18 protein-coding genes and 3 tRNA genes are annotated in these 20,539 nt (G+C 37.0%); 5 read left to right on the top strand and 16 right to left on the bottom strand.

The genetic code is table 11. From position 1 onward, the window contains the following. Positions 1–104: 104 nt before the first annotated feature. Both GA0116959_RS10395 and GA0116959_RS10390 read right to left on the bottom strand, forming a co-directional pair. On the bottom strand, positions 105–2,873 hold the full coding sequence (locus tag GA0116959_RS10395) for a M16 family metallopeptidase (protein WP_092720633.1): 2,769 nt from the start codon (positions 2,871–2,873) through the stop codon (positions 105–107). A gap of 160 nt (positions 2,874–3,033) precedes the next feature. Further along, positions 3,034–3,861: a PhzF family phenazine biosynthesis protein gene (locus GA0116959_RS10390; protein ID WP_092720661.1), complete on the bottom strand. Its 828-nt coding sequence runs from the start codon at positions 3,859–3,861 to the stop codon at positions 3,034–3,036. 264 nt (positions 3,862–4,125) lie between these two features. On the opposite strand from GA0116959_RS10390, the gene gloB reads away from it, so the two are divergent. Both gloB and GA0116959_RS10380 read left to right on the top strand, forming a co-directional pair. Further along, on the top strand, positions 4,126–4,857 hold the full coding sequence (gloB, locus tag GA0116959_RS10385) for a hydroxyacylglutathione hydrolase (protein WP_092720632.1): 732 nt from the start codon (positions 4,126–4,128) through the stop codon (positions 4,855–4,857). A gap of 549 nt (positions 4,858–5,406) precedes the next feature. Next, complete coding sequence (locus tag GA0116959_RS10380; protein WP_053578145.1) at positions 5,407–5,610, top strand: hypothetical protein; 204 nt, start codon at positions 5,407–5,409, stop codon at positions 5,608–5,610. 138 nt (positions 5,611–5,748) lie between these two features. On the opposite strand, the gene GA0116959_RS10375 is transcribed toward GA0116959_RS10380, so the two are convergent. The 5 genes from GA0116959_RS10375 to GA0116959_RS10355 all read right to left on the bottom strand — a co-directional run bounded on the left by GA0116959_RS10375 (position 5,749) and on the right by GA0116959_RS10355 (position 8,487). Further along, positions 5,749–5,833: transfer RNA gene (locus GA0116959_RS10375), tRNA-Leu, on the bottom strand. Between the two features lie 34 nt (positions 5,834–5,867). Then, positions 5,868–5,941 (bottom strand) — tRNA-Trp (locus GA0116959_RS10370). A 40-nt stretch (positions 5,942–5,981) separates the two neighbouring features. Further along, positions 5,982–6,066, bottom strand: a tRNA-Leu gene (locus GA0116959_RS10365). 107 nt (positions 6,067–6,173) lie between these two features. Further along, positions 6,174–6,950 carry a protein kinase domain-containing protein gene (locus GA0116959_RS10360; protein ID WP_213030765.1) on the bottom strand — a complete coding sequence of 259 codons (777 nt, stop codon included), beginning with the start codon at positions 6,948–6,950 and terminating at the stop codon, positions 6,174–6,176. A gap of 25 nt (positions 6,951–6,975) precedes the next feature. Then, the gene (locus GA0116959_RS10355) at positions 6,976–8,487 is read right to left on the bottom strand and encodes a DUF3336 domain-containing protein (RefSeq protein ID WP_092720630.1); all 1,512 of its coding nucleotides are present in this window, start codon (positions 8,485–8,487) and stop codon (positions 6,976–6,978) included. A gap of 190 nt (positions 8,488–8,677) precedes the next feature. Here GA0116959_RS10355 and GA0116959_RS10350 point away from each other — a divergent pair, with 190 nt between their 5' ends. Further along, entirely contained in the window at positions 8,678–9,550 is an 873-nt protein-coding gene (locus GA0116959_RS10350; RefSeq protein WP_092720629.1) for an ATP-binding protein, read from the top strand. Positions 9,551–9,644: 94 nt separating this feature from the next. Here the strand turns inward: GA0116959_RS10350 and GA0116959_RS10345 are convergent, their stop codons facing one another. Further along, on the bottom strand, positions 9,645–10,574 hold the full coding sequence (locus tag GA0116959_RS10345; RefSeq protein ID WP_171256906.1) for an alpha/beta fold hydrolase: 930 nt from the start codon (positions 10,572–10,574) through the stop codon (positions 9,645–9,647). Between the two features lie 346 nt (positions 10,575–10,920). Then, positions 10,921–11,937, bottom strand: coding sequence for a tRNA (adenosine(37)-N6)-threonylcarbamoyltransferase complex transferase subunit TsaD (tsaD, locus tag GA0116959_RS10340; RefSeq protein WP_092720627.1), 1,017 nt, complete (start codon positions 11,935–11,937; stop codon positions 10,921–10,923). 145 nt (positions 11,938–12,082) lie between these two features. Between tsaD and rpsU the strand changes: the two genes are divergently transcribed. Both rpsU and GA0116959_RS10330 read left to right on the top strand, forming a co-directional pair. After that, the gene (gene rpsU / locus GA0116959_RS10335; protein ID WP_001136722.1) at positions 12,083–12,298 is read left to right on the top strand and encodes a 30S ribosomal protein S21; all 216 of its coding nucleotides are present in this window, start codon (positions 12,083–12,085) and stop codon (positions 12,296–12,298) included. Between the two features lie 34 nt (positions 12,299–12,332). Then, positions 12,333–12,779 carry a GatB/YqeY domain-containing protein gene (locus tag GA0116959_RS10330; RefSeq protein ID WP_053578151.1) on the top strand — a complete coding sequence of 149 codons (447 nt, stop codon included), beginning with the start codon at positions 12,333–12,335 and terminating at the stop codon, positions 12,777–12,779. A gap of 72 nt (positions 12,780–12,851) precedes the next feature. On the opposite strand, the gene GA0116959_RS10325 is transcribed toward GA0116959_RS10330, so the two are convergent. The 7 genes from GA0116959_RS10325 to purF form a co-directional block, all read right to left on the bottom strand. Further along, complete coding sequence (locus GA0116959_RS10325) at positions 12,852–13,214, bottom strand: hypothetical protein (protein ID WP_092720626.1); 363 nt, start codon at positions 13,212–13,214, stop codon at positions 12,852–12,854. A 75-nt stretch (positions 13,215–13,289) separates the two neighbouring features. Continuing rightward, positions 13,290–13,676, bottom strand: a complete 387-nt coding sequence (locus tag GA0116959_RS10320) for a GFA family protein (RefSeq protein WP_092720625.1) — start codon at positions 13,674–13,676, stop codon at positions 13,290–13,292. Positions 13,677–13,712: 36 nt separating this feature from the next. After that, complete coding sequence (locus tag GA0116959_RS10315; RefSeq protein WP_092720660.1) at positions 13,713–15,104, bottom strand: M48 family metalloprotease; 1,392 nt, start codon at positions 15,102–15,104, stop codon at positions 13,713–13,715. Between the two features lie 129 nt (positions 15,105–15,233). Continuing rightward, on the bottom strand, positions 15,234–16,199 hold the full coding sequence (locus tag GA0116959_RS10310; RefSeq protein WP_092720624.1) for a 2-hydroxyacid dehydrogenase: 966 nt from the start codon (positions 16,197–16,199) through the stop codon (positions 15,234–15,236). Then, positions 16,196–16,882 carry a hypothetical protein gene (locus GA0116959_RS10305; RefSeq protein ID WP_092720623.1) on the bottom strand — a complete coding sequence of 229 codons (687 nt, stop codon included), beginning with the start codon at positions 16,880–16,882 and terminating at the stop codon, positions 16,196–16,198. Before GA0116959_RS10305 ends, GA0116959_RS10310 begins: the two co-directional genes overlap by 4 nt. Positions 16,883–16,996: 114 nt before the next feature. Further along, positions 16,997–18,886, bottom strand: a complete 1,890-nt coding sequence (locus tag GA0116959_RS10300; RefSeq protein ID WP_092720622.1) for a M48 family metalloprotease — start codon at positions 18,884–18,886, stop codon at positions 16,997–16,999. Between the two features lie 90 nt (positions 18,887–18,976). Further along, positions 18,977–20,515 (bottom strand): amidophosphoribosyltransferase, encoded by a 1,539-nt coding sequence (purF, locus tag GA0116959_RS10295; protein WP_053578158.1) that lies wholly within the window; start codon positions 20,513–20,515, stop codon positions 18,977–18,979. Positions 20,516–20,539: the final 24 nt, after the last annotated feature.

Raw genomic sequence — 20,539 nt, 5'->3', positions numbered from 1 at the left:
TGATCACAAAGAACATGATCAACAAAAAAGCCCGTTTAGGGCTTTTTTAAATATTCGCATTTAGAATAAGTAAATCTTACAGCTTGATTGTAAAATATCCTGTTTTATCTTTTGCTCTGTGGTTTACCATACTGATCTGCCATTACTTCAACCAGTTGATCTAGTTTTATATATTTTTTAATCACAGCATCAACATCCGCTTTGGTGAGTTTTTCCAATGCTTGATCGCGTTTTTCCCGAAATAATAAATCACGGTTGCGTTCCAACTGCGGAGTCAACATTTGATGGATATTCCGTTCATCTTCTAAAGCTGTAACTCGTTTTTTTAAAATATTGGCTTTGGCTGCTTCCAACTCTTGCTCAGTCACACCTTGACTCAGCAAATCATTCAGAACTTTATAAACGCCTTGCGAAACTTGAGTCGATTTTCCCGCAGTGTAATTGGCTTCAATGGTCAGCGCGCCTGAATTAACCCAATCATCTAAGTTTAATCCACTTCCAAAACTATACACCAATGCATTTTTTTCACGTAACTCTTGCGCTAAACGTGAGGATAATTGTGAGTCACCTAAAATATAACTAAACACGATTAATGCGGGTGCATCTGGATGATCCGCACCCGCAGGAAACGTTAAAATCGCTTGATAGTTTCCAAATTCACGCTGTTCGGACAAAGCATGAATTTTCTGTGCAGAATATGCTTGATAATCTGATCTCAGACGCTGATACGGCAATTTCGCCTTCCACGATCCCAATTCCTGTTGCATCAATTGCAGCATCGTTGCTGCTTGATAATCGCCTGTAATCGCGATTTGGGCATGATTACTGATAAAAAAATTCTGATACAATTGCTTTACTTTTTCAACAGTGGTCGCTTGCATTTGCTGTTTAGCAAGATCAGGTTCAAAGTGATAACGTAAATCTCCCGGTTGATAAGTTTCTAATATACGACTGATGGTCAGTGCAGCAACAGTTTCTGGTTCAGTATAAGGACGGTCTAAAACCGATAGGCTTTGTGATTTAATCAAATCAAATTGTGATTGCTCAAATTTTGGATTTTTCAACACGGCTAACATAAATTTAAAAAAATCTTCAAATTTGTCTTTTTTTGCAACGATTTGAATGGTTATCCCATTCCCTGATGCGATCGCTGTCGCACCTCCACCTGCTGCAATCGATTTATCTGCAATCTCTTGTAAGGTGTATTGATCTGAACCACGCAACATCAAATACGCCATCAAATCTAAGACTTCACCTTGATTAAATAATGATTTTTCTGTACCAAAATCAACAGAAATGGTGGCATAGGTTTTATCATCACGCGTCGAAGTGGGATAAAATGCGTACTGAATACCATTCTTTAATTTGCCACGTTGAATTTTTTTCTCAGTCGCAAGCAAGTAATTTTTTGAAGTCTTCACATATTCTACAACTTCGTATTGATACTCAACTTTATCTTTTAAAGGTTCTTCTTTTGAATCTGTTTGATCCAGCGTTTTCGCAGGTTCAGTGGCCTGTTGTTGCAAGGCTTTCTTTTGATCTTCTGGTGTGGGTTGAATATCACCTGAAATACGATGCTCTGGCACTAAAAATTCAGTCAACGTACGATTGACTTCATCTAACTTTAAATTCTTTACACGCTGTAGATCGCTAAAATATTGGGTCCAATCTCCCTGATAAGAGACATAATAATCACTTAAACGCCCGCCTAATGCTGCGGCATTACTCAAAATACTGTCGGCTTGATTTTGAATCAGGTTTTTGACCCGATTTAATTCCGTTTCATTAAACGCTTGACCCTTTTCTACACCTGAAATTAAAGCCGCTTTAACTTTTTTAGGATCATGATTTGGCGCGTAAATTGCCCCGATAAAAACCAAATTAAAATCTTGATCCAACCACGTAGTTGCTTGAACGCCTGTACTCAAACCCGTTTCAACAATACTTTGATAAAGATGTCCGCTCGGCTGCATGCTATATAAAGCAGGTGATAATGCCAATGCTGATTTTATTTTTTCATTTCGACCATTTAAATAAATATTAAATTTGGCAAATTCGCTGCCCTTTTGAACCAAAAAATTACGCTGTTTTATTTGAGAAGAATCAAGTACTGGAACTTGAGTTTGTGCTGGAATTTGACGAGCTGAAATCGAACTAAAATTTTGATCAATCTGTTTTAAAACTTCAGTTTTATCAAATTTTCCTGAAATCACCATGACTGCATTATTCGGTGCATACCATGTACGATAAAATTTGTTTAATTCATCCATTTTAATCGACTGTAATTCTTTTAAATCTCCAATCGGTAGTCGACCTAAATATTGATTACCATAAGCCGATTTCCACATCTGATCCATCAGCACTGAAAAAGGCTGATCCATCCGCACTTCTCGCTCACGTTTTACAATTGAAATTTCAGAAGGCACAAATTTTTCTTGCAGCACCAATTTATCCATCCGTTCAGCTTCAAGATGAATGACTTGATTAATTGAATTCTGTTCAGGGCGAATAATATTGGTATATTTGGTTGAATAATAATCTGTACTGGCATTCGTCATTAAAGTGTACTGATCTAGACGGCGTTGAAACTCTTCACCTTGAATATTTTCTGTGCCTTTAAAAGCCAAATGTTCAAGTAAGTGGGCCAAACCACCTTTACCCTGAGGATCGTTTAATGAACCCGTTAAATAAATAGTGTTCATAAACACTTTATTTTCTTTATCATTTTGCGCAAGGATGATGCGAAAACCATTCGCGAGTTTATATTCTTCAATTTTTTGTTGTGATTTAACCAAAACAGGCTGCGACCAAGCAGTAGCACTCAAGCCCACAAAAAATAAGGAAAGAGTAAGTTGTTTAAAACACATGCGCATAATTATTCCAATTTATTCAGCAGAATGAATTTTTATTCCTCAACATCATAAAAAAGGCTGTTCATTATTCATAGATTCTTTTTGAAAAAATAGCTGTTTATTTCAACAGCTAGATCTGAAGCCAAATTTATCTTTTCGACATTGCTTTCAAAGCTAAGCTTTAGAGATAAAGTTCTGCCTGCATGTATAACTTGGCATAACCTGATATCTCAATGCGATCATTTTCAAGCACCACACAATGTAATACTCCTCCACGCGATGAAGCTTGATACGCTAATATTTGACGCTTAGCCAGTTTATCAGCCCACAGTGGTGCAATAGCCGTGTGAATAGAACCTGTCACTGGGTCTTCATCAATGCCATTGGCTGGTGCAAAATAACGTGAAATACAATCATATTGCTCAGTATGTGAGGTTGAAGTTAAAGCCAAAGCTAAAACTGTCCCTTGAGCTGTAATTGCAGTACGAATTTTACCCAACTGTTTCAGTAAAGCTAAATCAGGCATCTCATCCAGAACATCTTGCGGGTTTTCATACTCCACAATATAAGCTTGGCTATTTAGGTATACATTCTTAAAAGGCTTGGTTAGCGCCTGATCAAGTATTTTAGGATACTCATTTACTTTTTCTGCAAGACGAGTCGGGAAATTCATTTTAATTTTTCCATCTGACTCTTGTTGCACCACAAAAATGCCTAAATTTTTTACATGAAATTGAATCGTTTTTGCAGAAGTAAAATCTTTAAACAGCACAAAACTGCTGGCTAAAGTCGCATGTCCACAGAAATCAACTTCTGTCGTAGGGGTAAACCAACGAATTTCATAATTTTCACTATCCATCTTTTTTACGAAAGCAGTTTCAGATAAATTATTTTCTAAGGCTAGATTTTGCATCAATCCATCTTCCAACCATAAATCTGTCACAATCACTGCAGCAGGATTTCCCTTAAATAATTCGGTGGTAAACGCATCTACCTGATACATTTTCATAGCTACAATCCGTTTTTGAGTTCTGTTCAATAAAATAGGACAAAAAAAGATGACACTTAACATAAAGTGCATACTCATTTTCTGTTTTAGAATACGTTATTTATATTGTAAAACAAAAAATAAATAATTTTTTAATTCAAGATATTATGGTTATTTCTAGCATGGTTTTCAAAATACAGTATTTTTGGTTTTTAAACTGAAGCACTGGTAAAAATATAACTTTAACGCTAAGTTATTCATTACGATATTTTTGATTTACATATTATGAATTTTAAAGTCCATATGATTGATGTCAAAAATCAATTACAGAATTATATTTGGTTACTTGAACACATCACAAGCAGTGAAGTCATTGCCATTGATCCCACAGAAGCCCATTTGGTTGAAACCTATTGTACAGAGCACAATTTAAAACTGAGTCAAATCTGGCTGACACATTGGCATAAAGATCACATTGGCGGTGTGCCTGAGCTTTTGCTTAATCATAATATTCCGGTTTACGGGCCACGTGAAGAATTAAGTAAGATTCCATTTATTACACATCCTTTGCAACACCAAGAAAGTTTAAGTTTTCATGAACTTGATATTCATGTAATTGCTGTACCTGGTCACACCTTAGGACATATTGTTTATTTTATAGAAGAATTAAATCTTGTTTTCTGCGGCGATACACTTTTTGCGATGGGATGTGGTCGAGTCTTCGAAGGGACGTATACACAAATGTATCACTCACTCAATCGTTTAGCTGCCTTACCTCCACAAACTCAAGTCTACTGCACCCATGAATATACACTGTCCAATGCAAAATTTGCGTTGCATGTAGAGCCCGACAATGTCGCGATTCAACAACGTTTTGATGATGTAGAAGTTAAGCGCATGCTTGGCCAATGTACCCTACCCAGTAATATTGAACTGGAATTACAGACAAATCCATTTTTAAGAGCTGAGAACGTGGAAGAGTTTCAATACTTGCGTGAACTCAAAGATCAATTCTAGATATTTAAACAAGAAATTAACTTCCATTTATTTCATTCATTTAACATCATTCATCTTTCTTGAACGATGGATGCAATGATCTGAAGTCAATTTTCTTTATGTGCCCTATTTTAAACTCAGCGTCAGATTCATCAGGTAATAATAAAATAAATTCGAATTGATATGCGCTATATCTACATTTTCATTTTAAATGTAGAGATAGCGCGTCAGATTAATCATCACGCAAATTAAATTCAAGCGCAAAACGCTTAAACCTGCATCATGTATAAATAATCCTTCAGTATAGTTCCACAAATTGTATATAAATATTTCTAACTTTTAGTACCAGTAAAATAATTTAATTAAATATTACTAATCAAATATTTAATTCATTAAATTAAGAAGAAAAAGATGAGTAATCACAGTATTAATGACTCTTTTTTGAATAAAAAAACAACAATTATAGGCCTATAGAGAAAAACTATTTCAACTTGCCCTTTAAAAAAAATAGATTCATCCCTATTAATTATTTAATACTGAGCAAAAATATATTACACAAGGAGTTCTATCGTGAAGAAAGTTGTTAAAGCAAAAAATTTGATCGCATTTCGTATTTGGTTAGAAAAACTTGGGTATTCTGTCAAAACTTTAACTGATAACCGTGGTTTTACCTTTAGTTTTAAAAAACAATATGGGCTTGTCACTTGCGATTTGGCAGGTAATTCACTTGCCATGCAACTTGGGGAAGAATTTGAAGATCATTTAAAAGCCTAAATTTTATGACACTTTTAAGTTAACAGTAAAAATATAGAATTGAACTTATTTGAGTAGCCCTTTCGAGGGCTTTTTTCATTGGATGTATTAATTTTTAGGCAATAAAAAAGCAAGGTCATTAACCTTGCTTTAATATGATGGTGGGGACGGAGAGACTCGAACTCTCACACCTTGCGGCGCTGGAACCTAAATCCAGTGCGTCTACCAATTTCGCCACGTCCCCATCAGGGTACCAACGCTGTGTTGGATTTTAAATTTGGCAGAGGATCAAGGACTCGAACCTTGACGAACGGTTTTGGAGACCGTCATGCTACCATTACACCAATCCTCTGTAACTAAAACATCAACAAACTATATTGTCGATATTTAAGTGGTGGGGACGGAGAGACTCGAACTCTCACACCTTGCGGCGCTGGAACCTAAATCCAGTGCGTCTACCAATTTCGCCACGTCCCCAATGGCTGTGTATATTATAGAGATCGTTTCCTGATGACAAGACCTTTTTATGAAAAACTCACTTGTTTGTTTAAATAAAAAACAAAAGTCGTTTTTTTGTATTTTTCTTAAGCATTTTCAGTGAGTAAGCAGTGTTTTAGCTTAAAAATATTATGCTCTCTGCTATTTTTTTGCTTTGCCAACATACGCTGAATGAGTTTCTCAAACATATAAAAATGCTGAGGAAGCTCAATAATTAAGTGCTGACAATGTAAATAAGCCCACTCCTCATAGTTTTTTGCAACTAATCGTTGTCCAGTCAACCATTCATAAAAAATAATGCCTAATGCATAGATATCAGAGTGTACAGTTTTTGCTTCTCCATGAAAAAGTTCAGGCGCCATATAACGCGGTGTAGCAGTTAAATACGGTATGAGTTGAGTCGACGATATTTTTTCTACCTGTTCAAAATCAATTAAACAAACACGCTGTTCAAACTCAAGAAAATGCTCACCTTTCAAGTCACCATGAATCCAACCCAAACAATGCATCTGCTCTACAGCATCCAACATCTTAAAGAAAGTTGCTTTAATCCTATCTATCGAACTACTTCTTATATCGCCCAGTAAAGTCTGACCATGACTGATGATCAATGCTGTATTTGAAGATTCTTGAGCAATAATTTTGTTTACATCAGTCACAATTTGAAAAGGCAATAAAAAATCAATAGGTTCAGTTTGATCAACAAATTGCTGGTAAAACCCTATTTCATTTACAAAACCGTGCTGATTATTTTCATTCATATCTATTGCTTGCGTTTTCAACCAATATTGTTGTTGATCTTTTTCAAACGTATGGATCAAACGCCCCAAAGTTAAACTTTTAGCCTTGATATTTAAATGCAATTTAATCCCATCGAGATCTTGAGCACTAAACTGTAATAAATTCTGTGGCTTTTTTCTTTGGATCATGTTGATAATTTAAGAGTTCCAGACAATGTTGAATAGTTTTACCTACCCGAGCATGTATTTCAATTGAAGAAATTTTAGGCCATGTGGCACGCTCACCTTCACGCTGCAATATTTTAAATAAATGTGGGCGTGGATTTTGTAACATATATGTATAGTGGCGCAAACTGTAATTGCCAACAATATTTAAGTCACCGTAATAACCTTGATTGACCACTCCAAAACCATGATCTAGCAACCGTCTTACTGGGGGCAGGTTGCCTACTCGTCCTCGAGTAAAATCCATGACTCCTTTGGTAATTATTTTCCCCTGACCGCGAATAATTCGTTCTGGCCAGCTCAACATATCTTGCCTGTAGCGCTGTATATCACTTTGAATGAACGGCACAATATGTGGATTGGCTTGACTGGCGATGGTGTAATTTAAATTATACAGTCTGGCCATTTTTTCTTGTGGAAAATCACTACGTACACTGCCATCCACCCATCGAGTGGATGCCATATAAGGGGTCAATTTACCGTCGTGTCGCTTACTGGTTAGTCTGACAGGTGGAAATAATATGGGAACTGCACATGAAGCCAATACTGCACTCCAAACCAACAAATCAGGAGAAGTATACGCATTCATAATACGCGCTTCTTGTGAAGCCTCATACGGCGCTACCGCCACATTAATATGTAAGCCAGATATTTTAAACGCTTCTTCAAAGGTAATATTACCTAAATTTTCTATCAGGAAATTTTTAAGATGTTTAACATCTGCAAGCCCCCCATTCCCTTTTAAAATCTCACTTAATTTACGAAAATGAAAGGCTTCACTGAAAAAATTCTCACCTTTTAAAAGGGGTAAAATATCCGAGGGTTTTGAAGTTCCAAGCATTGCCGTCATGATTGCACCTGCACTTGAACCAGACAATACGCTCGGCAATAAATCTTGTTCAGTCAGTGCCTTACATACACCTGTATGAAATAAACCAAGTGTTGCACCACCTGAAAACATTAAGGCAGGCTGACCATAGGCTGTTTTACAGTGATTAAAAAAATCTATTTTTTCGGTAATGGATAGACAATCACATTCTGCTGAAGCTATATAAGCTAAACTTTCACTGACTTCTGCCACATAATCTTCAATAATTTTTTTTGTACCCACATACGTTGCTGCAAATAGCATCGGATGGGCAATATTGGCAATATCATAAGTTAAACCTTCACGCACCAAATACATCAAGTCCTGAATGCGTTTTTGAAAACGATATCTCTTCAAAAGACTGAGACGATGGGAAATAATCTCGGCATCAAAATAAGGTGAACTATTGTCAAATTTCCATTCTTGAGCACCTGACTCCTCATCAACTCTAAATGCGATACTTTTCCACTCTTCATAAGACTCGGCCGTTCTCAAGCGATTCTTTAATTTTTTAATACGATAAGCCTGATGGGGATTAATATCTCGTGAAAAATCTTTAAATAGCATATGTAACCCTCAAACTTTTATTCATTTTTATTTATGATTCATCATAGCAATATCTAGCTCAACATGGACAAAAATTGAGAACATTCTCTTTGCAAAAAACAATTGCATTAGTAAATCCTCAAAAATTGAGATACAGTCGTAGCGAAAATAAAACTTATTTCAATTTTTTGTGTGAACAAGTTGAGCAATCATGGCAACAATCGATTTACCTGACAACATTTTAAACGCTCTTTCTGCTGTACTCCAGCAACTACAACAAAACTTACCCCCACTGAAACAGCAAACTGATTTCTCTGCTTCCGCCTATAAATGGCAAGATCAACAGCTTAAAGCAATTCTAGAGCCCAAAAAAATCTACTTAGATGACTTAAAGGGTATTGAAAAACAGAAAGAAAAAGTGATTCAAAATACACTGCAATTTCTGAATAATCTTCCCGCAAATGATGTCTTACTGACAGGTTCACGTGGTACAGGTAAATCATCTATTGTGCGTGCTTTACTGACAGAATATGAGACGCAAGGATTACGTTTAATTGAAATTGAACGTGATGATTTATCAGATTTACCCATGATTCAACAACAAATTCAGCATCGTCCTGAAAAGTTTATTGTCTATTGTGATGATTTGGCTTTTAACGCAGAAGATGAAAATTATCGCAGTTTAAAAAGTGTCCTAGATGGTTCATTACAGTCAGGTTCAAGTAATTTTATTATTTATGCCACCAGTAATCGTCGTCATTTATTGCCCGAATTTATGCATGAAAATACGCCTATAAAACGCGTTGATGTACCACAATATACCGAACTGCATCCACAAGAAGCCATTGAAGAAAAAATTTCACTGTCTGACCGATTTGGATTATGGTTGTCTTTTTATCCGATGGATCAAACTTTATATTTGGAAATTGTCGAGCATTATTTGGCAAAAACACAGATACTACTTAGCAATGAAGTTCGGGCTGAAGCCTTAAGATGGTGTCAACTCCGAGGACAACGTTCTGGTCGTGCGGCTTACCAGTTTTCAAAGCACTGGATTGGTTCACAGCAATTAAAATCGTTATAAAAACTGAATGCTTGAGCCGTCAAAATATCTTGATCGCTCATTTATTGAGTTTTATGTCATTTCCTCAAAAATAGTTCTAAAAATACAATCCTATTTATTTCGTCAAAAGAAATTGCGCAAACTCGCGCTGAAATTTCACCGGTTGATCGACAGGCAAGATATGCCCCGACTTTTCAAACATCACTACTTTTGAATTTGGAATGTACTTTGCCATTTCGAGTTGTGTTTCAGGTTCAAAATAACGGGAATGTTGACCAATCATCAAAGTCGTCGGGACTTGAATTTTAGACAAAGATGGACGTCGATCGCCACCTTCAACAAAAGAATCCATAATATCTAAATATGTATGCCAGTTTTCTACGGCAAACATATATTGTGTGAGTAACGGCTCCCCATACTGGGCAGAAAATTCCACGACACGTCGGGAAAATGAACGGTTTAAAGCTCTGCGAATGAGCGCCATAAAAGTATTTCTAAGTTCAAGCCTGATATGGGCAGGTAACTCCCAATAAGGTGTAGATTCTGTATAAGGTGCAGTTATGGTTCTTAAATGTTTAAAACCAGTGAATATTCTTTCTTGTTGAGCACCAAATAATCCATCCGATTTACCCAAAGAATTTTTACTGTCAGGCCCATGTTCAATATTTAAATACTTTTTAATTCGATCAAAACCATAAATTTGATTATAGGTTAAACAAGTGTAAGCACCCGTAGAAATCCCCCCTAAACTAATATTTTCTAATTGAAAATGATTAAATAAATCTTCTAGGTCATGTGCATAGGTTTCAAACACACTGCCCTGTGGAATTTTACTGGCGTGTGAACCTGCAAAACCACGTAAATCGGGAAGATAAAAACGATATTGATGAATAAAGGGTAGAATATTAGCTAACCAATGTGCAGCACATGAACCAAAACCATGTACCAACACCACTGGTTCTCCCTGACCAATACAGATGACATTCATCTTCTCCCCATCCCTAAGAGGAATATAAGACATGGTTTTATGGATAGATTTCTTCATTTCCTTACTCTTATTTATTTTTTTAATTTTTGTCATCCATGGATTGAACAATTCATTTCATGTTTGAGTTACATAACTTTAATAGTGTTGGCTTCAAACAAATAAAATTCAAGTGCTAGAAATTCGTAATTTTTATTTGATCAAGCCGTATCTTTTTAAATAATTTTAATATTCAGTTGTTCAAGATGCTCTTTTCTGATTTTGATCCATCAATTGATCTGGTGTTGTAAAGCATATTTTTTTAATACCATCATGCGGTTCAATTTTTTCATTATATTTATATTGTATTGTGGGTGAAATAGAAAAGAGGCTTCTACCCCTCTTCCTTTGCCAAATTTTTATCTCATTATTCCGCTAAAGGGTTGGTGAGCTCTGTCATCGGCCAACGTGGCGTAGTGGTTACCGATAGTCCATCACATTGCCCAGCTTTCAAACGCTGATAGCCTGCAAAAGCAATCATTGCGCCATTATCGGTACATAAAGCGGGTTCAGCATAATACACTTGCGCTTGAATTTTGACTAAATCGGCTTCTAATCGTTCGCGTAGACGGTGATTTGCACTTACTCCTCCTGCAATCACTAAGCGTTTTAAACCGGACTGTTTCAAGGCTTTAATTGACTTTTTGACTAACGTATCCACCAAGGCTTCTTGAAAAGAAGCCGCAATATCAGCTTCGCGCTTTTGTCCTGCCACTTTTTTCAGTTGAATAGACACCGCAGTTTTTAAACCACTGAATGAAAAGTCTAGACCTTGATGTAACATAGGTCGTGGAAAATCAAAAGCTTTTGCATCACCTTGTAGCGCAAGCTTGGCAATATTTGGTCCACCAGGATAAGCCAAGCCCATCATTTTCGCCACTTTATCAAAAGCTTCACCCGCGGCATCATCAATTGACTCACCCAATAATTCGTACTGACCGATTCCATGTGCTGCCATCAATTGTGTATGGCCACCTGAAACCAACAAGGCGACAAATGGAAATTCTGGAGGTGTTTCAGATAATAATGGCGCCAACATATGACCTTCCATATGATGCACCCCAATCGCCGGCTTATTCAAAGAAAAAGCCAATGTGCGACCAAATAATGCCCCAGTCATGAGTGCACCCATGAGACCAGGACCACGCGTATAAGCAATCGCATCAATCTCAGATTTTTTGACCTGACTTTCTTCAAGCAATTGATTCATTAGAGGAATTAACTTACGCACATGGTCACGCGAGGCCAATTCGGGGACGACACCACCATACTCAGCATGCAGTTTAATTTGGCTATATAACACCTGACCTCTTAAACCAACTTCACTGTCATAAAGTGCTAAACCTGTTTCATCACATGAAGTTTCTAAGCCAAGAACGATCATTAAATTGCCTTTTACCCGTATCTAAATATTACCAAAGCTATTATAGGCTTGTGGTATGAGATGTAAATGAGTAAAATACTGTCCTTCACTTGTGATCTCGGGCAATCGTGCCTTAGATCTTATCCATAACTTATGAGGATTCTTCATGCCACAAGTTAAATTGAAAGAAGGCGAGCCAGTAGACGTCGCTATCCGTCGTTTTAAACGCTCTTGCGAAAAAGCGGGTGTTTTAGCTGATGTTCGTAAACGTGAATTCTATGAGAAACCAACTCAAGAACGTAAACGTAAAAAAGCTGCTGCTGTTAAACGCTACCAAAAGAAATTGGCGCGTGAATCAGTACGTACTACTCGCCTTTACTAAGATTAATTTGTGATTGACTGTCTGGACTAAATAAATGACTACTTTAAAGAACCAAATAACTGAAGTTTTGAAAGCAACTATGCGTGCTAAAGAAATGTCGAAGTTAACGGTAATTCGTGGTCTACAGGCAGCAATTAAGCAAATCGAAATCGATGAACGCATTGAGCTTGATGATACTCAGGTTCTTGCGGTCATTGAAAAGCAAATTAAGCAACGTAAAGAATCGGTCAAAGCCTTTGAAGGCGCTGGCCGTGATGATTTAGCTAGTAAGGAACAAGCTGAACTTGAGATTTTATCTCAATTTCTACCAGAAGCTATGACTGAGGAAGAGCTTGATTCTATCATTGCACAGGCAATTACTGCGCAAGAAGCTACTAGCATGAAAGATATGGGTAAGGTGATGAATTCTCTGCGTCCGCTCATAGCCGGGCGCGCCGATCCTGCACAAGTTTCAGCAAAAATTAAAGCCAAACTTGCATAAACCCAACATCTAATAATCTTTTCTTTATTGTTGAACTGCCTTTTTCTAAGACAGTTCATCTGTAACCCTGCCTTATTTTACATCACATTGAATATCATACTTTTTCAAAATGAGCATTTCTTTGGATGACATGACCTGATGAATCACATCCTGTTTGGTCATTTGTCTATATTTTTGATCCAGTGACGTCCGATTTTGATCAGCAGCTTGATAAAGTTGCTCGATATAACGATTCACAATTCCGCAAAATTGAAATTGCTGATCAGGCGTAAAACGCGTTTGATGTGCATCTAAACGATTAAAAAAAGTTCTCGTATCTTGTTTATAAGTACTCGAAATTTTTTCTACAGAGGCAACATATTGCTCGACACTTGCCCAAGTTTCCATGGATGCAGCAACACTCAAAATAAATAGGCTTAATACTATTTTTTTCATAATTTTTTCATACAATTAATCAAGATATCTAATGGTAAACACTCAAATCTCAAATGAAGATTAGCATAAGTATCTTCATTCTGTGGATAGATTTACTGGTCTTATCAATAAAAAATCAGGCTTATACTCAACATATGCCTGTTCATCGGGACTAGGTAACTTTCCATGTGTAACCGTCCCTAAACGCAGACGGATAACGTTTGGTAAATCTATGCGATAAGAGTAAATAGGACTACCACATTCTTGACAAAAAACTCGAGCTTTGTTTGAGCTATGAAAATATTCCTTTAAAAATTTAATCCCATTTAGAATTTCGAATTTAGATTTTTGTAGTGCACTATTCCAGCCAAACAAAGAGCCTTGAGCCATTTGACAATCTTTACAATAGCAAATGATCGTTTTCTCAATTTCTCCGTGGTACTGATACTTAACTATTCCACATAAACATTGCCCTTCTATCATAGATCATTCCTTTTCTTATGATTTTTAATGTATAAATTAAATTTTTAACTGACGTTCCTGCTGCATTTCATTGAGACGTATTTTTATTTTTGCAGAAAGTAATTCATTATTTTTAGTTAAACGTTGTGCATGTAACAAAGATTTAATCGCATTTTCCTCCCAACCCGACCAATATTCAACTTCTGCACGATAACGCAATACATTCACGGCTCGAAAAGAGGACTGCCGATCAAGATTGGCGACTTGCTGCATTAAGCGCCATGCATAAATATCACGCGGATTTTTCTGGTTAAAACGCTGGATCAATGCATTTGCTTGGGCTGCCTTATTTTGACGTATAAAAACTTCTGCGAGCTTCAAAGACAACGCACGATTTTCTGGCATAATTCTGACAGCAGACTGAATTGCGGTATAAGCCTCTTCAGTTTTATTTTGTCCTAAATAAATATCAGTTTGAATTAAAAGCATCAAATTATTCAAACGTTGTTTCGCCTTCGCTTGATCTAAAATTTGCTGAGCTAAAACATAATCCCCTTGTTGAAGATAAAAACTCGATAAAGCCAATTGCCCAGCAAAACTTCCTCGTTCAGCTAAAATTTTTAATTGTTGTTCAGTCGCTTGATGAGAAATGACCATACTGTACCATTTGAGTATTTCAAAATTCTCATCATATAAGTTCGATTTTACTTTAGGCAGCTGATTTGCTCGTAATCGAGCTTCGCTCATCCGCTCTGTGGTCAAAGGATGCGTAAACCAAAAATCCGGTAAAAAGCTGATTCGACTTGTTGCGCGGTGCATGACCTCAAAAAAGTCCGCCATACTTTGTGGGTTATATCCTGCTGCATACATATACTGCATGCCTATTCGGTCGGCTTCACGCTCTTGATTGCGACTATAATTAAGCTGTTTATCGATTAATGCAGCCTGTGAACCCAGCATGACAGCTGTACCAACATCACTATCTGCTTGGGAAGCAACCAAAGCACCTACCAATAATCCTGCTAAAGTCAGTAATCCTTGGCCTTTGAAAGCTTCATTTGACCGACTGTAATGACGTTGTGACACATGCGCGACCTCATGTGCCATCACCCCCGCCAATTCATCCATATTCCGTGCAGAATTCACTAAACCTGTATTAATCGCAAATAAACCACCTGGCACAGCAAAAGCATTAATTTGTGCATCATTGATGATCACCAAACCAATCGGTTGCCCAAGCTGAGTTTGACTTAAGATATGTGAAAAAACATTAAATAACTGATCTTCTAACCATGGGTTTTGTAATACAGGCATTTGCTTTTGAACTTCACGAAAGACTTTTTCACCAATCATTTTTTCTTTTTGTTGATCAATCAGTCCTACCCCACTCCCAATTTCAGGAACATTAAATTGGGGGGTGTTTAAATTAGCGCTGTGTGCCTGATTCATGAATAAAATCAAACTGATACTACTCGCCCAAAATAAACGTTTCAATGCTATATGCTCAAATTAATTGTTTAATTTATAAGACTATAACATTGAAAATTGAAGGAATTTGCAATGAAGTGTTATTAAATTTTAAGAATTAAACGGGTTAACCAAATAAGCTGGTGTACGTCCTTCTAATGCGTCAACCAAATTAACATAAGCCAATTCAGCCATTTTTTTACGTGTTTCTGCGGTTGCCGAGCCGATATGTGGCAAAGTCACCACGTTGTTTAAATCGAACAATTCTGAATTCTGCAACGGCTCTTTCGCGTAGACATCCAAGCCAGCAGCAAAGATTTGCTTTGATTTTAATGCCTCAATTAGGGCTTGCTCATCCACGACTGAACCTCGGGCTATATTCACAAAAACAGCATGTGTCTGCATTTGCTCGAATTCACGCTGCCCAATTAAGGCTTGAGATTGTGCATTTAAATCAACTGCCACCACCACAAAATCAGATTGTTGTAATAACTCATCTAAACCACAATATTGTGCATTCAAGGGTTGGGCCGCGGCTAATTTTTCCGTTCGATTATGATAAAGAATATTCATGTTAAAACCATAAAAACCTCGACGTGCAACTGCTGCGCCAATATGGCCTAAACCAATAATTCCTAGAGTTTTTCCAAAAATATCTTGTCCAAATTGAGCCTCACTGGCCGTGCGTTTCCACTGTCCCTGTTTTGTCCATTGATCTAAGTGGGGCACCTTACGTGCAGCACTCATTAATAAGGTGAAAGCCAAGTCAGCGGTAGTTTCCGTCAACACATGAGGCGTATTTGATAACCAGATTTTTTTCTGATTTAAAAAGGCAAGGTCATAATTATCATAACCGACACTCACACTTGAAATAATTTTAAGCTGCTCCGCAGGTGCCAAATTACTTTGATTCAATAACCGTCCTGCGCCAATCATTGCATCGGCATTTTTAACCTGTTCACGTATTTGCTCATTCACGTCACCCTGTTTAGGATTAATCATGACAACTTCATATTGAGCCTGCAAACGTTGCAATATATCTTGATCTAGTTGACTAAAAACAATAACTTTTTTCATGTTCCACTCATATCTTTTTTAAGTTCATCAATTTTTTGCCAAAGATTTTTTTTCAATAAGGGATGTTCTAACATTTCTTCTAGGCTTGAAAGTTCAATGATTGCTATCTCCTTCATATAAGCATGAGATCCCAAACAAATAATCGCTTTCTCTACCGCAATGGTATCTATAAAACCTTTGATATAACTTTCAGCACCGCGTCCATCTTGAAAATTTATAAAAGGAAATGGCCATTGTAATTCGTAATATTCAGACTGAAATGCTTGTTGAATATTATGCCAAAGTTGCTGTTGTCCGGAGCTAATTTCGGTTACATCCGCCACAATGACACAATTTGGCAACCCCAAAGCCTGAAACTGAAAGGGTGCAATCTGAACGACTGGAATATCATCCAATAATACAGCAGCCAAAGGCTCAGATTGAGTTTCTTTAATCACCGATGGTGCAATAACACCTTGTTCTGACTTAAGTGAATGAAAATCTTCTACCTGAATAGAGTCGATTTGAGAAATAATCGGCACTGCTGAATGCTTGTGCTCAATCACAATTTCGGTTGGATATTCCTCTAAAGCAGCCTGATCTCTCCAAATAGAATGAGTGGACACACTTTGACACACTACATCTTTAGGAATCCAAATATCAATTCCCAAGGTAGCCAATATGTCACGCTGATGCCCTATCATCTTTTTTCATCATTAATTGAATATTTCATATTCTAACGAGAATACCAATAATTTGCTGACCTTTTCTAAAGAATTAGTTTAATCATCATCCAACTCTGTCTTTTATCTTTGGATCTATACAATGATTAAACTATTTTTCTTTTGCATTTCATCAATGATGTCTTCCGTCTGAAAACCTAAACGCCAATAGAGCAACTCTAGTACGTCCAGTTCATCTTGAGTAATAATCCGATCATTCCATAAACATATTTCTGCCACACTTAAAATACTTAAGCGATCTCGAAGCAATAGACCTGCAATATCATTTAAAATTTCAGACAAATCAATGGGTTCATCTGAAATCTCGGTATACATTTCTATTTCTTTAGACGTTAGAACTCGTTTTAGAATTTTTTCACGGACATCAATCTGTTGCAAACTATTAATTTGCTGGACATGCAGTAAAGCATCAATCAAGCGCACAATTTGTGGTTTCACTTCTTCTAAAGCAGTTGGTGCATGTAAAGGGAGTAAATTTAATTCAAATTTCACACATTCAATTAACAAAGCATCTAGAAGTCCAATTTCTCCATCTTCTTGAATAATGCGTGCCAATTTCATTACAAATTGGCGTGCTATGCTTGCTGGCATTGAACCAATATTTTTATAAGCATCATGAAATATTGCAATATGAATACGGCCATCCAAATTTAGCAATGAATCCACAATTGCTCGGCTCACTTCTGCTTCAGCAGGAATAAATTCACGGTATTGGCGAATCATCAAAATCGCCACCATTACTTCCCTAGACCCGGTTGAAGTTTGTAAAGCTCTTTTAATTAATTCTGGACGTGGAATTTTATTTCGAATTTCTGGTTTTAAAGGTTTTATCGCATCATTTATAGCAAAACTGATTGGTGATAGACGCAACAAAGGTAATGGTTGTGGAGAATTCCAAGGAGAATTAAGCTCTCCATTCATCTCATCCAGTGATCTAAATAAGCTAAATAGTGGCTGATTTTGAATTTTTCTTAAATTTTCAAGTTGTAAATCTTGGACTAAACTCGGGTTTAATTCATAAATTCGCTGCTCTATACTCGGATGAATATTCATCCAATTTTGTGGACTCAACGAATTGGCAAAGCACATATGTGAAATAGACTCTGCGTATTCACTATGAATTTGTGAACCAGAGTGATGCACATAAATTCTGAGTAAAGTCTGTATGTTGGCATCATTTTGTATCAAGCGTTTGGTCTTCTGATCATTTTTGTAAGTTCGACCGCCCAGCGTAATGTATTTAATGAAACGAGTAATTAAAATTCCAAGACTGCCAATCAGCCAAATCACGCCACCCATCGCTACAAACGATGTAGCAAATTTATGTCTTTGTACTTGCCCGTGTTTGGTAAACCCGAGCTTAGCAATTTTACCGCCCCATTGACTAAATGTACTTAAGCTACTGTAGAGAATTTTTAAGCGCGTATTTTCAGCAGTTTGACCTGATAAAATTTTATTGAATTCATGGCTTAATAATCCATATAATTCCATTTCATCTAAGTTTTGCAACGCTCCCCACGTCAGAATAACTACAATATCACGCGGGTAAAATCCTGCTGTTAATGCATTAACGCCCACTTCATCTGGCAGAACATAAACAGTCGGGGTTTCAATTCGAAAAGTATTGGCCAATTGTTCAGTAATTTTTAAGACAATACTTTCTTCAGGAATACTTTCTATTAGACTTAACTGGCGTGCGCCCAATTGTTTTGCTAATGAATGTCCACCTGACCTGAACACGTAAAATTCATAAAGGATGGAAGTCAACATGACACTTAATATCAGCAAAATACAATACGGACTTAATACATGCCAAAAAATAGACTGTGTCTGATCAATATAAAAAACCAAGAGGCCTAAGATGATATTTAAAATAAAGAGTGTGAATAATACCGCCAGAATACACACGCTCGCAGACCAGACCATATTTTTATTTTGAATAAAAGAATAACTTACACTCTTCAATGTAAAGACCCTTTATTACATTGTATTTGTTGAACTATCATAAATTAAAAAAGCGGGAATTACCCGCTTTTCCTTACATTAAAGAAAATTTTATTCTTCTCTTACGCCAGTTAAATCTACTGATGCAGCATCAATATTTACATCAATATAACCACCCACTGCTTTCTTTGCTGAGTCATTACGCTTGCGTTCAAGTTCATCTAAATAAGCATCATCGATACCGCCTGCCACATAGACGCCATCAAAAACTGAGCAATCAAAGTCTTGTACCGCAGGAACTTTACTGGTACGTACTGCACCTTTTAAGTCTTCCAAATCTTGGAAAATCAAACGATCAGCACCAATAATTTCACGAATTTCTTCAACACTACGTCCAGATGCAATCAGTTCATCTTTAGCCGGCATATCAATACCATATACATTTGGGTATTTAACCATTGGTGCAGCTGAAGCAAAAAATACTTTTTTTGCACCTGCATCTCGCGCCATTTGAATAATTTCATTACATGTCGTGCCACGAACAATCGAGTCATCCACCAGCAATACATTTTTATCTTTAAATTCAAGCTCAACAGGATTGAGTTTTTGACGAACCGATTTTTCTCGTTGCTTCTGACCCGGCATAATAAAGGTACGTCCGATATAACGGTTCTTCATAAACCCTTCACGGAATTTAACACCCAAAATTTTTGCCAACTCTAAAGCAGAGGTACGCGACGTATCTGGAATAGGAATGACCACATCAATATCATGTTCCTCACCCCACTCACGCGAAATTTTATAGGCAAGTTTCTCACCCATTTTCAAACGTGCTTTATAAACTGAAATACCATCAATGGTCGCATCTGGACGTGCAAAATACACATATTCAAAAATGCATGGACGATATTCAGGATTAGCCGCACATTGTTTGCTAAACAATTCGCCTTCAGAAGTAATAAAAATTGCTTCACCTGGCTCAATATCACGCTCAACTTTGAATCCCAATGCAGTAATTGCAACAGATTCAGAGGCAATAATATACTCCATGCCTTTTTCAGTTTCACGCGAACCATAAATGAGTGGACGAATACCATTTGGGTCACGAAAACCCACCAAACCATGACCCGTAATCATAGCTACAACACCATAAGCGCCTTTACAACGATCATGTACGCTTGATACACACTGAAAAATGTCTTCAGGTGTCGGATTTAACTTGCCACTTTTTTGCATTTCATGAGCGAATACATTTAAAAGGACTTCAGAGTCTGAATCGGTATTCATATGACGAAGATCTGTTTTAAACAAATCTTCATGAATTTCTTCAGCATTGGTCAAATTACCATTATGTGCCAAAGTAATTCCATAAGGTGAATTCACATAAAATGGCTGTGCTTCAGCACTACTCGAAGAACCTGCAGTAGGATAACGGACATGTCCAATACCATAATTTCCTAGCAATGCACGCATGTGTCGCGTATGAAAAACATCTCGCACCATCCCGTTGTCTTTGCGCAAAAACAGGCGTCCTTCATGACTAGTCACTATTCCGGCTGCATCCTGACCACGATGTTGTAACATCGTTAATGCATCAAACAACATTTGGTTAACAGGTGATTTACCAGCTATACCAACTACTCCACACATAGCAACCTCGCAAACAAGCTAGGA

The organism is Acinetobacter albensis, assembly GCF_900095025.1.
GTDB classification, from domain to species: Bacteria; Pseudomonadota; Gammaproteobacteria; order Pseudomonadales; family Moraxellaceae; genus Acinetobacter; species Acinetobacter albensis.
The sequence above is the reverse complement of the archived record's forward strand: the minus strand, read 5'-3'. Positions and strand labels throughout refer to the sequence as shown.

What these genes read in the sequence shown, in the direction of transcription:
- GA0116959_RS10395 (WP_092720633.1), bottom strand. Translation starts at nt 2,873, where the DNA reads ATGCGCATGTGTTTTAAACAACTTACTCTTTCCTTATTTTTTGTGGGC.
- GA0116959_RS10390 (WP_092720661.1), bottom strand. Translation starts at nt 3,861, where the DNA reads ATGAAAATGTATCAGGTAGATGCGTTTACCACCGAATTATTTAAGGGA.
- gloB (WP_092720632.1), top strand. Translation starts at nt 4,126, where the DNA reads ATGAATTTTAAAGTCCATATGATTGATGTCAAAAATCAATTACAGAAT.
- GA0116959_RS10355 (WP_092720630.1), bottom strand. Translation starts at nt 8,487, where the DNA reads ATGCTATTTAAAGATTTTTCACGAGATATTAATCCCCATCAGGCTTAT.
- GA0116959_RS10350 (WP_092720629.1), top strand. Translation starts at nt 8,678, where the DNA reads ATGGCAACAATCGATTTACCTGACAACATTTTAAACGCTCTTTCTGCT.
- GA0116959_RS10345 (WP_171256906.1), bottom strand. Translation starts at nt 10,574, where the DNA reads ATGAAGAAATCTATCCATAAAACCATGTCTTATATTCCTCTTAGGGAT.
- tsaD (WP_092720627.1), bottom strand. Translation starts at nt 11,937, where the DNA reads ATGATCGTTCTTGGCTTAGAAACTTCATGTGATGAAACAGGTTTAGCA.
- rpsU (WP_001136722.1), top strand. Translation starts at nt 12,083, where the DNA reads ATGCCACAAGTTAAATTGAAAGAAGGCGAGCCAGTAGACGTCGCTATC.
- GA0116959_RS10330 (WP_053578151.1), top strand. Translation starts at nt 12,333, where the DNA reads ATGACTACTTTAAAGAACCAAATAACTGAAGTTTTGAAAGCAACTATG.
- GA0116959_RS10325 (WP_092720626.1), bottom strand. Translation starts at nt 13,214, where the DNA reads ATGAAAAAAATAGTATTAAGCCTATTTATTTTGAGTGTTGCTGCATCC.
- GA0116959_RS10320 (WP_092720625.1), bottom strand. Translation starts at nt 13,676, where the DNA reads ATGATAGAAGGGCAATGTTTATGTGGAATAGTTAAGTATCAGTACCAC.
- GA0116959_RS10315 (WP_092720660.1), bottom strand. Translation starts at nt 15,104, where the DNA reads ATGAATCAGGCACACAGCGCTAATTTAAACACCCCCCAATTTAATGTT.
- GA0116959_RS10310 (WP_092720624.1), bottom strand. Translation starts at nt 16,199, where the DNA reads ATGAAAAAAGTTATTGTTTTTAGTCAACTAGATCAAGATATATTGCAA.
- GA0116959_RS10305 (WP_092720623.1), bottom strand. Translation starts at nt 16,882, where the DNA reads ATGATAGGGCATCAGCGTGACATATTGGCTACCTTGGGAATTGATATT.
- purF (WP_053578158.1), bottom strand. Translation starts at nt 20,515, where the DNA reads ATGTGTGGAGTAGTTGGTATAGCTGGTAAATCACCTGTTAACCAAATG.